This window comes from Acidithiobacillus sp. AMEEHan, assembly GCF_030996345.1.
In the GTDB taxonomy this organism is placed as follows: domain Bacteria; phylum Pseudomonadota; class Gammaproteobacteria; order Acidithiobacillales; family Acidithiobacillaceae; genus Igneacidithiobacillus.
In genome coordinates, this window is the sequence record NZ_CP118747.1 from 1,458,835 (window position 1) to 1,471,976 (window position 13,142).

The 13,142-nt window shown below is 56.4% G+C and carries 18 protein-coding genes; 10 read left to right on the top strand and 8 right to left on the bottom strand.

Going from position 1 to position 13,142, the window contains the following annotated elements:
* Nucleotides 1-32: 32 nt before the first annotated feature.
* From ORD17_RS07460 to ORD17_RS07485, 6 genes are all read right to left on the bottom strand, one after another.
* Entirely contained in the window at nt 33-758 is a 726-nt protein-coding gene (locus tag ORD17_RS07460) for a carbonic anhydrase (RefSeq protein WP_308387712.1), read from the bottom strand.
* A gap of 14 nt (nt 759-772) precedes the next feature.
* Nucleotides 773-1,846: a linear amide C-N hydrolase gene (locus ORD17_RS07465; protein ID WP_308387713.1), complete on the bottom strand. Its 1,074-nt coding sequence runs from the start codon at nt 1,844-1,846 to the stop codon at nt 773-775.
* 163 nt (nt 1,847-2,009) lie between these two features.
* Nucleotides 2,010-2,813 (bottom strand): hypothetical protein, encoded by an 804-nt coding sequence (locus tag ORD17_RS07470; protein WP_308387715.1) that lies wholly within the window; start codon nt 2,811-2,813, stop codon nt 2,010-2,012.
* An 11-nt stretch (nt 2,814-2,824) separates the two neighbouring features.
* The gene (locus tag ORD17_RS07475; RefSeq protein ID WP_308387716.1) at nt 2,825-3,964 is read right to left on the bottom strand and encodes an FAD/NAD(P)-binding oxidoreductase; all 1,140 of its coding nucleotides are present in this window, start codon (nt 3,962-3,964) and stop codon (nt 2,825-2,827) included.
* A 23-nt stretch (nt 3,965-3,987) separates the two neighbouring features.
* Complete coding sequence (locus ORD17_RS07480) at nt 3,988-4,218, bottom strand: sulfurtransferase TusA family protein (RefSeq protein ID WP_308387717.1); 231 nt, start codon at nt 4,216-4,218, stop codon at nt 3,988-3,990.
* A 66-nt stretch (nt 4,219-4,284) separates the two neighbouring features.
* Complete coding sequence (locus tag ORD17_RS07485) at nt 4,285-4,671, bottom strand: DsrE/DsrF/DrsH-like family protein (protein WP_308387718.1); 387 nt, start codon at nt 4,669-4,671, stop codon at nt 4,285-4,287.
* A gap of 444 nt (nt 4,672-5,115) precedes the next feature.
* Here ORD17_RS07485 and ORD17_RS07490 point away from each other — a divergent pair, with 444 nt between their 5' ends.
* The 7 genes from ORD17_RS07490 to ORD17_RS07520 all read left to right on the top strand — a co-directional run bounded on the left by ORD17_RS07490 (nt 5,116) and on the right by ORD17_RS07520 (nt 8,786).
* On the top strand, nt 5,116-6,129 hold the full coding sequence (locus ORD17_RS07490; protein WP_374693407.1) for a DUF3034 family protein: 1,014 nt from the start codon (nt 5,116-5,118) through the stop codon (nt 6,127-6,129).
* A gap of 25 nt (nt 6,130-6,154) precedes the next feature.
* Entirely contained in the window at nt 6,155-6,616 is a 462-nt protein-coding gene (locus ORD17_RS07495; protein WP_308387720.1) for a group 1 truncated hemoglobin, read from the top strand.
* Between the two features lie 133 nt (nt 6,617-6,749).
* Nucleotides 6,750-7,316: a GPR1/FUN34/YaaH family transporter gene (locus ORD17_RS07500; RefSeq protein WP_308387721.1), complete on the top strand. Its 567-nt coding sequence runs from the start codon at nt 6,750-6,752 to the stop codon at nt 7,314-7,316.
* 59 nt (nt 7,317-7,375) lie between these two features.
* Nucleotides 7,376-7,909 (top strand): OmpA family protein, encoded by a 534-nt coding sequence (locus tag ORD17_RS07505; RefSeq protein ID WP_374693358.1) that lies wholly within the window; start codon nt 7,376-7,378, stop codon nt 7,907-7,909.
* A 91-nt stretch (nt 7,910-8,000) separates the two neighbouring features.
* Nucleotides 8,001-8,276 (top strand): high-potential iron-sulfur protein, encoded by a 276-nt coding sequence (locus ORD17_RS07510; protein ID WP_308387722.1) that lies wholly within the window; start codon nt 8,001-8,003, stop codon nt 8,274-8,276.
* A 61-nt stretch (nt 8,277-8,337) separates the two neighbouring features.
* Complete coding sequence (locus ORD17_RS07515; protein ID WP_308387723.1) at nt 8,338-8,520, top strand: DUF3034 family protein; 183 nt, start codon at nt 8,338-8,340, stop codon at nt 8,518-8,520.
* Nucleotides 8,511-8,786: a hypothetical protein gene (locus ORD17_RS07520; protein ID WP_308387724.1), complete on the top strand. Its 276-nt coding sequence runs from the start codon at nt 8,511-8,513 to the stop codon at nt 8,784-8,786. The genes ORD17_RS07515 and ORD17_RS07520 overlap by 10 nt, the downstream gene beginning before the upstream one ends.
* Before the next feature lie 10 nt (nt 8,787-8,796).
* Here ORD17_RS07520 and ORD17_RS07525 read toward each other — a convergent pair whose 3' ends face one another.
* Nucleotides 8,797-9,135 (bottom strand): hypothetical protein, encoded by a 339-nt coding sequence (locus tag ORD17_RS07525; protein ID WP_308387725.1) that lies wholly within the window; start codon nt 9,133-9,135, stop codon nt 8,797-8,799.
* Between the two features lie 12 nt (nt 9,136-9,147).
* Here ORD17_RS07525 and ORD17_RS07530 point away from each other — a divergent pair, with 12 nt between their 5' ends.
* Nucleotides 9,148-10,479 carry a sigma 54-interacting transcriptional regulator gene (locus ORD17_RS07530; protein WP_308387726.1) on the top strand — a complete coding sequence of 444 codons (1,332 nt, stop codon included), beginning with the start codon at nt 9,148-9,150 and terminating at the stop codon, nt 10,477-10,479.
* A gap of 3 nt (nt 10,480-10,482) precedes the next feature.
* On the opposite strand, the gene ORD17_RS07535 is transcribed toward ORD17_RS07530, so the two are convergent.
* Complete coding sequence (locus ORD17_RS07535; protein WP_308387728.1) at nt 10,483-10,671, bottom strand: YqaE/Pmp3 family membrane protein; 189 nt, start codon at nt 10,669-10,671, stop codon at nt 10,483-10,485.
* A gap of 226 nt (nt 10,672-10,897) precedes the next feature.
* Between ORD17_RS07535 and ORD17_RS07540 the strand changes: the two genes are divergently transcribed.
* Complete coding sequence (locus ORD17_RS07540) at nt 10,898-12,436, top strand: 2-isopropylmalate synthase (protein ID WP_308387730.1); 1,539 nt, start codon at nt 10,898-10,900, stop codon at nt 12,434-12,436.
* A 15-nt stretch (nt 12,437-12,451) separates the two neighbouring features.
* On the top strand, nt 12,452-13,141 hold the full coding sequence (locus ORD17_RS07545; protein WP_308387731.1) for a SprT family zinc-dependent metalloprotease: 690 nt from the start codon (nt 12,452-12,454) through the stop codon (nt 13,139-13,141).
* Nucleotide 13,142: the final 1 nt, after the last annotated feature.

The following is a 13,142-nucleotide window of genomic DNA, read 5'->3' on the forward strand; positions in this document are numbered from 1 at the left end:
CGACCCGCGCGGATCGCCCGAACCTGGTTTGCTCAATCCTTGAGGACGGTTACCTCGCCTGTGGCAAGGCTGTAGTAGGCGGGAACGATCCGCAGTTTTCCCTCGCTGATGGCCTGTGACAGCACCGGTGAGGCCTTCGCCAGGAGCTTGGCTTGGATTTTAGCGTTGTCATGGATGGAAGCACTCAAATTGTGCCCACCGGCATGAATGGCAGGTCGGATGTACTCGTACAGAGAGGTGATCTGTCCCGGGGCATCCTTATTGAGCATGGCCGCTTTCACCGCGCCGCAGCTGCTGTGGCCAATGACCATGATCAGTTTGGTGCCCAATACCGCAACACCATATTCCAGGCTGGCGATCATCTCCGGGGTGGCGATATTGCCGGCTACACGGGCAACAAAGATGCGCCCCAGTTCCTGATCAAAAATTGTCTCTACCGGTACGCGGGAATCTGCGCAAGAGAGCACGGCAGCAAATGGCTGCTGCTCATTTACCGTCTCTTCCAACAAGGGACCAATGGGCACGCTGCACGAATTCATCTGTCCGGATATGAAGCGGCGGTTGCCCTCGAGGAGAGCGGCAAGGGCGGCGTCGGGAGAATCGATGTTTATCGGCTTCGGTGCCGTGGTGATTTTTTGTGCAGACTCGGCCAATGCCACTTGCGGGAGAGCGGCTCCCGCGGAAATCACGGCAACGGACTGCAAAAAGTTGCGGCGTGTAAGGGCATTTTTCTTCTCTGATTCGTTATTGCGTGGCATATCATTTCTCCTGTTTAGCGGTAGGCAGCCAGTACTTCCGGCGGTACGGGAACAAAGTGGAAGGGTTTTGTGGGGACGAATTTATCGACGACATCGCCGCTATAGGTTTGTCCAGCGCCCATGGGCAAGGTGCGCACGGGTGCGCCGGGCTTCAGGTCGGCCTTGTTCAGGTTTACCCAGAAAAGGTCCATGGAAGAGGTGGAGTTGTAGTAGTAATGGAGATTTCTTTGGTCCGCCACTACGCGCCAGCGAGTCGTGGAGATATTGGGATGCCCTGGTGTCGAAATCCCCATGGGTACGGAGACGTTATTTAGCACACTCAATACCTGGGCCACACCCGTCCGGTTACTGGCGGTTTTCGGAATGGCGTGAATGTAGAATTCGGCACGGGCGAATCGGTCCGGGGCCTGATTCGTACCGGGTAGAAAACGTGTACCACCAATTTGTTCCCAGTATTTAGCGACGGCCATTTGCTGAGGATATTCGGGATCGTTGGTCATGACCTGATACTGGCGCCCTTCGTGGATCACCAACTTGCCGTGGATGTACTCCAGAATCGCGCTGTTGCCGCTGGCGTCAGACAGGGAAAGATGCAGCGTGGTGAAGCGATCGGTACCCGGAATGGGTGCGGAAATGAGACAAACCGGATGAGTTTTTAGAGAAGCGATGGCTTCCTGCACCGTAGCAAAATTGTCCAGAAAATACTGGGCCCAGGCGCTGATTGCTAGCCGTTTTTCATTTGCCGCGCACTGGTCGGGATATTTGCTGGCGTTGAGCCACAACATATTGGCCACCAGTCCCTTTTGGTTCATGCCATCGCTGACCGCCGCATTGAGAGACGTCACCACCACACTGCCATAGCGCGAAGTCCAGGCCGCGGAGTTGTCGCCGGCACCGCCATTCTCCTTCAATCCGGCAGGAAAGAGCCAGAGGCGTGTATTCATAGGATCGCGCCAGTCCATGGTGCGGCCAGTGATGTTCAGCCCGTCCTCGCCGTGGTAGACGACGCGGGTGCAGGCCTGGGCATTGGCGGCGAGCCCGACTAGGGCGAGACCAAAAATCAGGGAGAAAGAACGAGGTGCGCGCATGAAAAATCTCCAGTGGGTTTGCCTAGAATGATTGTATCCGTGTCAGAGGCCGATGTGCATCGGAAGAACGTCCTGGTTTCGATAGTTCTCGGCTGCAGATTAGAGCACAAAAAAGGCCCCGTAGGGCCTCAAGCGGGGCGAGTGAACTTGATTGGTGTTCGGGTCAGTGTTTGAGACGGCAGGAGCGGAAGTGCTTGCCGACCAACATCAGGAACTGGATGGTTTGTTGGGTTTCCTGCTTTTTCATGAGATCAAGCAGGCCGAAGAGGCCGCCCTTGGGGGCGGGTTCTTTTGCCGCTTCCTCGGTAGCACCGGCTAGGCAGTGGAGAAAGTCGGTGAGGATGTGTTGCTCATCCATCTTCTCTACCACGCCCAGTAAGCGGTCCATGACCCCCGTGCGTACCGCCCGGTCGAGGAGGCACATCGCATCCGTGGCCAGAGTGGCGAGACGGGTGACCATCTCGTCACTCATGGAGTCGCCGGCGGCACCCAGCATGCGGGCGATATGGACGATACGATCCAGGTCGCCGTTATGGACCAAGGCCGAGATGGCCGGCAGGGCCTGGGCGAGTTCGGCGCGATTGACGCGATCGAGGAGGTCCAGCCCGCCAGTGGCGATTTCCGCCAGGCGTCCGACCATCTCATCGCTCATCGAATCCCCCGCTGCGCCGAGCATGCGCGCGAGGTGAACGATGCGATCGAGATCGCCATTGTGGACCAAGGCCGAGATGGCCGGTATGGCGCGGGTCAGGTCGGCCCGCTCCACGCGGTCCAGCAGATCGAGTCCGCTCGACCCGATTTCCGCTAGGCGCCCAACCATTTCATCGCTCATCGAATCCCCCGCCGCGCCGAGAAGGCGGGCGAGGTGAACGATGCGCTCCAAGTCCCCGTTGCGGACCAGATGCAACAAGGCCATTTGCGCCTGTTGCAGCTCCTCCTCTTGGCGAGTATCCAGTACAGCTGCCATGGGTCACCTCCTCAGAGCAAGCCGCGCGCGGTCGCCCAATAGAGCTTGTTGTAGGCCATCTTGAAGGCATGGACCGCACCCGTGGGGGCCTTGGGCTGCGGCGGATTCTGGTAATTGAACATGGCATAGGTGGCGCGGTCCTTGCCCGCTTCGATGAAGCAGAAGACCTTGCCGTCGTAGCTCTTCACTGGACGCCCCATCTTCACCACCGCCGCCACGTTCTCGGCTGCGGTCTCGGCCTCGAAATGCGCCGTGGAGCCAGCCTTGGAAATGGGCAGGTTGGTGGTATCGCCGAGGACGATGACGTTCTTGCCATGCTCGCCTTCCATGTGCAGGGAGTGGCGATTGGTCGGGATCCAGCCATTTTCGCCGAGGCCATTCTTCTCGATGACTTCCTGGCCCTTGTGCGGGGGCACCGCCACCAGGAGGTCATAGGCCACTTCGCTACCTTCCTCGCTGATTACCTTGGCGTTCTTGCCGTCGACTTCCTTCATGTTGAAGAGAGTCTCGTATTTGATGCCCTTGGCGTCGAACTCCGGCGCGGCCCACTTGGCCACATTCTCCAGGCTATGCACCCGACCGATGGGGTAGGTGTAGTAGAACTCGGTCTTGTCGAGCAGACCGCGATCCTTAATGAAGTCATACATGGCAAAAGTGACCTCCAGGGGAATCATCGGGCACTTGTGAGGCAGGCCCACGGTGACCACGATGCGCCCGCCCTTGAACTCCGAGAGCTGCTTGTAGTACTCCACGGCATTTTCTGCCGTGTAGCAGTTGACAGAGTTTTCCTTGAGCCCAGGGATATTCTCGGGCATGGGACGGGAACCCGTGGAGATGACGATGAGGTCATACTCGTGCACCTTGCCGCTCTTGCACTTGACGTGGTTGTGCGCGAGGTGGAACTCCTCCACCGGATCGACATGAAACTCGATGCCGGGTTCGAGCAGGCTCTGCTGCTCCCGGACCAACTCATCAGGGGTTGCCCGGCCCATGGCCACATAGAGCCAGCCCGGCTGATAGACATGCTCGTGACTGGCAGAGAGCATGGTGATGCGCGCCTTGCCCGTCTTCATTTCGTGATGGATACGCCGCGCCAGATGATTGGCGAAGATCGTACCCCCCATACCGCCACCTACGACCAGAATTCTCATGATATCACTCCTCGTACCTGCGTTTACTTGGCCTTCCGCACCCGGATGTGGAAGGTTCCTTCACTGTCTTGATTGGTATCCACCATTTCATGTCCCACCTTGTGCACCCACTCGGGCACATCTTTGGCGGAACCTGCGTCCGTGGAGAGCAACTCCAGGGTGTCACCCACCTGCATGCTTTTCATGTTGGCGATGAGTTCCATCAACGGGCCCGGGCAAAAGCTACCGCGGGCATCGACCGTACGTTCTGCCATCACACACTCCTTTTCTTCTCTCGTCACCGCTGGGCTGGGAAAGACCCGCCCATCCTTTTTGCTGCCTCAGAAGGTCAGGATCTGACCGCCTTCGGCATCACTAAAAAACTTGGTCAGTCCCATGGCGCCGGCGACGATGGGCTCGAGTTCATCCTCTTTCACCCCCATCACATCCATGGCCATGGAGCAGGCCCAGATCTTGGCATCACCCAATTCCACCGCCTGCTCAAAGATATTGAAGAACTCCGGTACCTTGTGCTCTTCCATTTTTTTGCCAAGGACACCGCTAACCGGCGCCTGCTTGCTGTGCCCCTTGATGAAATGGGGAAACGCATTCATGGAAAGAAACACCTGAACGTCCGTTCCAGAAACCGCCGCTACCGACGCTGCCATGGCCGCGAACTGCAAATGCTCGCGGTCGCCGTTGAGACAAATAATGAACATGCCTGCCATAAATACCCTCGCCGTAGATTGTAGTCAGACAACCTGCATATCCTGTGCCAACAAAAAAAAGTATATTTTAATAATCTGATTTACATAGTAATTCATGCTGATGAATTCAGCATGCATGGTTCTGAAAGGGATTGGTAGTATGCATTGATCGGTAATGTCATGACATTGTCATGTTGTGTCATGCCATGGCAAGAATAGTTGGTCGTTTTCTGACAGATGTCATTAGAGTCATGTCATGACATACCGTTAATGTCATGCAAATAAGTAACCATATGTTTTCTGATGTTATTACAATCAATCTATTACAGTTCATTGTCAATAAATATGTAGATGGCATGGATCCTGCTGTGAGGGCGACGCGGTTTCATTTACAACTTGGAGGAGTACTACACAATGAAAAACACGCTACGTTATCGGAAACGCTTGACTGCTTGCGCGGTCGGCATGGTACTGGCTGCTAGCCCCTTGGTTGCTTCCGCTGCCATCGGTCAGGCCTGTCTTTGGGGAATGGGTCGTCTCTTGGGCACAGGTGCGGTAACTGCCGTAGATGGTGCTGCTGGCGGCGGTATCAATCCTTGGGCAGTCATTTCTGGTTATGGTACCAACCAGCAGATTGGTGCAACAGCCTTCTATTCCCACGTTCTGCTCAATAATTACAACATGGACGCCTATGGCGCGTCCGTTGGGCTATTCGACCGAATTGAGATTTCCTACGCTCGCCAAAGCTTCAGCCTCGGCAATACGGGGACTGCATTGGACCAAGCGATCAATGGGTTTGCCTATGGGCTGCACGGTGTTTCTCCATCTGCCGAGGAATTGAATGCTCCCGCTTCACAGACGTTGGGGTTATCTGGACCAGCTTTTTTTGGAAACAATTACCAGCTGAACCAAGATATCGTAGGACTCAAGGTGCGGTTATTTGGTAACATCGTGTATGACCAAAATTGGTGGGAGCCACAGGTCTCTGTCGGTGTGGACTATCACCATAGCGAAATGCCGAAAAACCTCGCCGCTACTCTGGGTGTGACCCGGAATGCCATGAGTTATTACCTGTCTGCGACCAAAGTATGGCTGGACGGGATTTTTGGCCTCACTACTCTGGCGGATGTGAATATTCAGGTGACCAATGCGAATCAGCAAGGTCTACTTGGTTTTGGTGGGGTGAACGGCATGGGCTATAAGGTTCTGCCAGCCGCATCTGTTGGGGTATTCCTGAACCGACATGTGGTGCTGGGAGGAGAATATCGGGCGATGCCGCAAAATCAGCTCATCGCGGGCTCGGGACCATTGGCTCCGTTGGGAGATGCGGTGAGTAAAACCAGCGCCTGGAAGGATGTCTACGTAGCTTGGTTCCCGTACAAGCAGCTGTCCTTGACTGCCGCCTATGTGGATCTGGGCACGATCGCTACGGAAAAAAATCAGAGCGGTCTCTATCTTTCCCTGACTACCAGCTTCTAAGCTTTGCTACGGAGGAAAACGTATCATGAACTCTTTGTTGTCGAAGTCCCTGAAGGGGATCATCTTTGGAACCGGGGTTGCCGCATTCTCCGTGTTGGGTGTGAGTGCTGCCACGGCGCAGGATTACTATGCGGATTTCGGGGGTAAGGCGGGGATCACGGCGCTGATCAACACCTTTGTCGACAATGTCGCTAATGACCCCCACATCAACTACTACTTTGCGCACACTAACATCCCGGCGCTGAAATACGCACTGGTGAATCAGGTTTGTATGGCGGTTGGCGGGCCCTGTAAATATACCGGTCCGAGCATGACGGATGCGCATCGAGGATTGCAGATCACCACGGCTGCGTTCAATTATTTATCGCAAGACATGATCAATGCCATGGATGCCCATCGCATCCCGATCAGTGCGCAGAACTATCTGTTGTCGATACTTGCCCCGATGGAACCACAGATCGTGACGGCCAATGGACCGTTGGGCTGAGTCAATTTTTTTGACGTGGCAGCACCTCCTCCTCATGACCACAATCATGAGTTCTTTGACCTGCTTCGGCAGGTCGCTTTTGTTTGGAGTGGCGGTAAATAAGTGTAGTACCAGATTATGAGACAATGACATTTTGGAGGATGATAAAACGAAAGATCCTATCACCATCGGACTATTTGGCTTTGCTGTTCCTCTTTTCATCATCGGCGCCCTGTTTTTTCATGGGCTGTTTCCTATGGTGGGGCTTGGAACCTTGCTTGCGCTCTGCTTTGGTTTTGGGGCTGCAGCAATGTATGTGTCCGGAGCCATGACCTATCAGATGCCTAACTCTTACATTGCCACGGTAATGTTCACTAATGGTTCCTTCTTTCTGAGCTTCGCCATTGCCGCGCTGTCTGGCGGACTGGCGGTGACGATGAAGTCTGCGCCGGAGCTCCTCGCCGTTTGGTTCTGGCTCATGGCATTGATTACCCTGATTTTCTTTCTGGCGTCCCTGCGTGCCAATATCGGCCTGGTCCTGCTTTTCGGGCTACTCTGTGCCGCATTCGTATTGATGGCCGTGGGCAGCGCTCCAATCGCGTCGATGCTTTTCATGGTCGTTGCGGTCATTGGCTTCTATTTGGCAGCAGTGCATGTCATCAACCCCGTGATGGGGAAAGCGATACTTCCCGTAGGCAGCCTTGCTCCCAAGAAAGCCTGAAACGGTTTCGGGTGGCTGAGGGGCGACCCTCAGCCCTTTTGATACGTTAGGAGAACTTCATGAAAATTTCCCAGTACGTTTTGTTCGGAATGGTAGCCGCCGGCCTTGCTGGCTGCGGGGAGAATCCCTTCAATTGCGCGCCGCCTCTCCCAGCCCCGTCCCCCGCTCCAAAGCCGGCACCCAAAGCAGTTCCCGCCCCGGTTGCACCCATTGCGCACACCGTTTTGCAGAGCAAGCCCATTACCATCACGGGAGTCAACTTCCAAACCAACTCGGCGAAACTGCTGGGACGGGATATCAAGGTGCTCGATGAAGTCGCCGCCTTCGCAAATAATCATCCACAAGCCGTCTTGAACGTGAATGGCTACTGCAGCAAGACTGGCAGCTACGCCTACAACTATCGACTTTCGGTAGCGCGTGCCGAGAGTGTTGCTCGATATCTCGAAAATCGGGGAGTCTCCAGCAATCGCCTTGTGTTGAAAGGCCATTCCTATCGTGATCCGGTTGCTAGCAATGCGACCCCACAAGGACGTTTCTTAAATCAGCGCGTTACTATCAACTCGACAATCCACCAGAGAGTCACCGTTGGTTGACCATTTTGTATGGACGGCCAAAATCGTGTGAATCCAAAATGAGGGACCCTACGTATATTCAGTTGGGTCTCTCTGCCGCAAGGAGGTGTGTATGAAATCGTTGTCTCGCCGTGACTGGCTCAAAATGAGTGGTGCTTTTGTGGCTACGGCCGCTATGGCTCCTTTGGTTTTTGTATCCCAAGCCGAGGCATCCACGCTCGTCAGTAAGGCTTCTGTTCACTATCAGGATCATCCCTCGGGTCAGGACATGTGCAGCAATTGCGCAAACTTCGTTCCTGGCGCGAGTGGATCAGCCTTCGGCACCTGCAAAGTTGTCGCAGGGAAAATCAGCCCCCACGGCTACTGCTACGACTACGTTCCGATGTAACTAAGATGAAAACTGGAGGGAGCCGCAAGTCGCCATCGGCATTGATTATCACCACAATGAGATGCTGAAAAATCTGGCCGCTACGCTCGGTGTAGCTCGCCATGCGATGTCGTATTATCTGTCGGCTACCAAGGTTTGGCTGGACGGTATATTCGGTCTGGCCACGTTGGCTGACGTGAATATTGATGCCACCAATGCAAACCAACAAGTCCTGCGTGGTTTCCGTACAAACAATTGTCAGTAACTGCAGCTTATCTGGACTTGGGAACCGTTGCTACAGAAAACAACCAGAGTGGCCTGCTACCTCTCGCTGACGACCAGCTTCTGATCTTTGCTACGGATGCGCATCGAGGGTTGCAGATCACCACGGCTGCGTTCAATTACTTATCACAAGACATGATCGATGCCATGGACGCCCATCGCATCCCCATCGGTGCACAGAACTACCTGTTGTCACTATTGGCTCCTATGGAACCGGAAATCGTCACTGCTAACGGCCCGCTGGGGTAACATTTCAAATCTATTGGCTGTACCTCCTCCTCATGGCCACAATCATGAGTTCTTCGACCCGCTCCGGCGGGTCGTTTTTGCTGGGAGTACCGGATTCCCAGTGGCGCAAGAATCCAAAGCGGTTAAACATCAGAAGTAAATAATATTCTAAGTTAATATCTTTTGCCCGCGTCTTCTCGCCCATTTGTCCCTGCATCCAGATTTCTCTCGTTCGCGTATCCCATAGGCAGATTACAGTTACGCTGAATCGGTTGCGTCTTGGTTTTTTTGCCAAAATCGGCATAATGGAGAAAATGGTTATCGTTCCATAAATTAATTTTGTCCGTTTTTCTCCCATATAAGGAATCATGGAGAAGATCCTTTGGATAAGAACACGCCGCCGTTAGAAGCTTTGGATGTGCAGTCGGCCATGGATTTGCAGCAGCATCCCATGGTCGTCATTGATGAAGAATATCGCATTGTTGCCGCCAACCGCGCTTATCGGGAGTGCTACGGCGTCACCGCCGAGGAGGTGGTTGGCCGGCGCTGTCATCAGGTCTCGCATCATTCGGAGGTTCCCTGTCATCAGAACGGCGAAGACTGTCCGCATCAGACGGTGTTTCGCCACGGCGAGCCGCACGAGGTGCGGCATGTGCATTACGACCCTTCCGGCAATGCCGAACATGTGCGTATTCGTGGCCATGTCCTGCGCGATTTGCGCGGTCAGGCCTATCTGGCGGAGGAAATCATCCGTCTGCCCCGGGAACGTAACGACATCACCTGCAACGAATTACGCATGGTCGGTCGCTCTCCGGCCTTTTTGCGGTGTCTGCATCATATCGAGATGGCTGCGCGAACCGATGCCAGCGTCTTGCTCTGGGGCGAAAGTGGGGTCGGTAAGGAGCTGGCTGCCAGTGCCCTCCATCAATTTTCCGCTCGCTCCGCAAAGCCCCTGATCACCGTGGATTGTACGACCCTTCCGGAACATCTTTTCGAGAGTGAGTTCCTGGGACACGAGCGGGGCGCCTACACCGGCTGCATCGGGCGCAAAATTGGCCTCTACGAAAGTGCTGACGGCGGCACCTTGTTTCTCGACGAAGTCGGTGAATTGCCTTTACCGGTGCAAGCAAAGCTATTGCGGGTCTTGGAAACCGGCGTTTTCCGGCGGTTGGGGGGATCGGACCTGTTGCACGCCAATGTACGGGTCATCGCCGCCAGCAATCGTAACCTGCGTGATATGGTCGCAGAGAGGAGCTTTCGCGAGGACCTCTATTATCGCCTCGCCGCCATCACCATCGACCTGCCGCCGCTGCGGGAGCGGCGCGAAGATATACCCGGTATTGCCCGCGTCCTGCTCGACCGTATTGGTCAGGAGTGGTCCGGTCGTTGGCAGCTCAGCGCCGAAGCCGAGCGCCGCCTCTGCGCCTACAATTTCCCGGGCAATGTCCGGGAGTTGCGCAATATCCTGCAAAAAGCGGTCGCCCTCGCCGATAGTCCCATGATCCGGCCCGAGCATCTGCGTTTCTTGAATATGGAAGAGCGACCGGCGGTGGAAACGGCGCCACACCCGCGGCCCACTCTGGTTTCCACCCGGCGTGGGCGTCCCCAGGACCTCGACGAGCTCCTGGCTCACTATCAAGGTAACCGTCGCTTGGTAGCAGAGCGGCTGGGGGTCAGTGAGAGGACGGTCTATCGTTGGTTACAGACGTCCTGATGCTTAGTTGCGGGTGGCCTGTCGAATCTTGCGATCGGTCTCGTATTGGCTCAGGGCATACACCGACCAAATGGCTGCCGGCACCCAGCCAATCACGGTGAGCTGCAAGATTAGGCAGATGATGCCAGCAAAAGGCCGGCCAATGGTAAAGAACTGCAGCCAGGGAATGAGAATGGCAAGAAGCAGGCGCATACAGGCTCCATCGGTGTCGTGGCGTCGTTACATTTGCATTCTTTTTGGAGTTTGTCTATATTCCGCTCCATGAAGCCATTCTCTTTGCAGGCACTCCTACTTGCGTTCGCCTTCGGCGAAGGCCGACTGCTGCTGCCCCGCTGGGGCTAAGAATCTCTTTCGACCCGCCGCGGTCCCGTTTAATTATCCAAAGATTCCCGAGATTCCGATTTAGGAAGGATTTGCCATGCAGCAGAAAGAGCAGTTGATCATTTTCGATACCACCTTGCGCGATGGCGAGCAGTCGCCGGGCGCTGCCATGACCCAAGACGAAAAATTGCGCATCGCCAAGGCACTGGAACGGCTGCGGGTGGATGTCATCGAGGCCGGTTTTCCGGCGGCGAGCCCCGGAGATTTTGCGTCGGTGCGTGCCATTGCCGAGAGTATTCGCGAAAGCCGCATTTGCGGTCTGGCGCGGGCGCGGGAGGAAGACATCCGCCGCGCCGGTGAGGCCCTGGCCCCTGCGGCAGCGGGCCGCATCCATACCTTCATTGCCACCAGCCCCATCCACATGCAGGCAAAATTGCGCATGTCCCCGGATCAGGTGCTGGAACGGGCGGTGGAGGCAGTCAAACTGGCGCGCAGTCTTTGCGATGACGTGGAGTTCTCTCCCGAGGACGCCGGTCGCTCGGAGGAGGATTTCCTTTGCCGGGTGATCGAGGCGGCCATCGCTGCCGGTGCCCGTACCATCAACATCCCCGACACCGTCGGCTACAACCTGCCGGATCGCTTTGGGCGTCTCATCTCCACCCTGCGCGAGCGCATCCCCAACAGCGACCAAGCGGTCTTTTCCGTGCATTGCCACAATGATCTCGGTTTGGCTGTGGCCAACTCCTTGGCGGCGGTGGCAAACGGGGCGCGGCAGGTGGAATGCACCATCAACGGTCTTGGCGAGCGGGCGGGGAATGCCGCCCTCGAAGAAATCGTCATGGCGGTGCGTACCCGCGGCGACGTCTTTGCCTGCGATACCCGCATCGATACCCGCCAGATCGTCGCGACCAGCAAACTGGTGTCGACCATTACCGGTTTTCCGGTGCAGCCCAACAAGGCCATCGTCGGCGCCAATGCCTTCGCCCACGAGTCGGGTATCCATCAGGACGGCGTCCTCAAACAGCGCGAAACCTACGAAATCATGCGCGCAGAGGACGTCGGCTGGGAGGCCAACCGCATGACCCTGGGCAAGCTCTCCGGGCGGGCAGCCGTGCGGGCGCGCTTGGAAAAGCTGGGAATCCAGCTCGACGGCGAGGCCTTGAACCAGGTCTTCGCGCGCTTCAAGGATCTGGCGGACCGTAAGGCCGAAATCTTTGATGAGGACCTGCAGGCACTGGTCAATGAAGATGCCCAGCAGGGCAGCCAGGATCGCTACCGCCTGGGCTATTTGCGGGTCTGCTCGGAAATGGGGACACATCCCGAGGCCAAGGTGGAACTTTGGGTGGATGGGGTGCCGAAGACGGCCGCGGTCACCCGCGGTGGACCCGTCGATGCTACCTTCCAGGCCATCGAGGAGATGGTGGGCAGTGGCGCACAGCTTTTACTCTATTCGGTGAATGCCATCACCACGGGCACCGATGCCCAAGGCGAGGTCACCGTGCGGCTGCAGGGGAGTGATGGGCGGGTGGTCAATGGCTTGGGCGCAGATACCGACATCATCGTGGCCAGCGCCAAGGCCTACGTCTCTGCCCTCAATCGCCTGCAGGCACCGAGTAGCGAGCATCCGCAGCTCTGAGGGTGGCCTAGTACCGTGTCCAAAAAGCAGCCGCAAGCAGCCCAGTCACTGGAGGTGGCTGGGCTTCGTTGTCGCTACCGCCGTCAACAACGCAAAAGTCTGCGTATCCAGCTCGATGCCGACGGAGATGTCTGGGTTTTCTGTCCCTGGTATCTTCCGGAGTTTCTACTGCGCCGTTTTCTGGTGGAGAAACTGCCCTGGATTCACGAGCAGCGTGCCCGACTCCAGGAACTCGCGCTGCAAGAGGATGACGATGTTCTCCTGCATTTGGGTGAAACCCTACGCCTGCAACGCTGCTCGCGGGAGGGTAGGGCGCGGGTGGAGCGCCAGGGCGATCGGCTCATCCTTTACTGTCCTGCCCATATCGACCGTGCTGCGCAGCGACTGCTCCTCGAGGCCTGGCAAAGACGGGAGTTGGAACGCCTTCTACCGGCAATGATCGAGCGTTGGGAGAGGGCCTTTGGTGTGAATGTCGCCGCCTGGGGGATCCGCCGCATGCGCACGCGCTGGGGGAGCTGCAACACCGTGGCGCGCCGCCTCTCGTTTCGGCTTGCCTTAGTAGAGATGCCCCTGGACTGCATCGACTATGTCGTTGCCCACGAATGCGCCCATTTGTGCGAACGCCACCACAATCAGCGCTTTTATGCCTTGCTCGACGCCCATCTGCCCAATCGACGCGCCCTGGAGCAACAACTGCAGCGCTGAT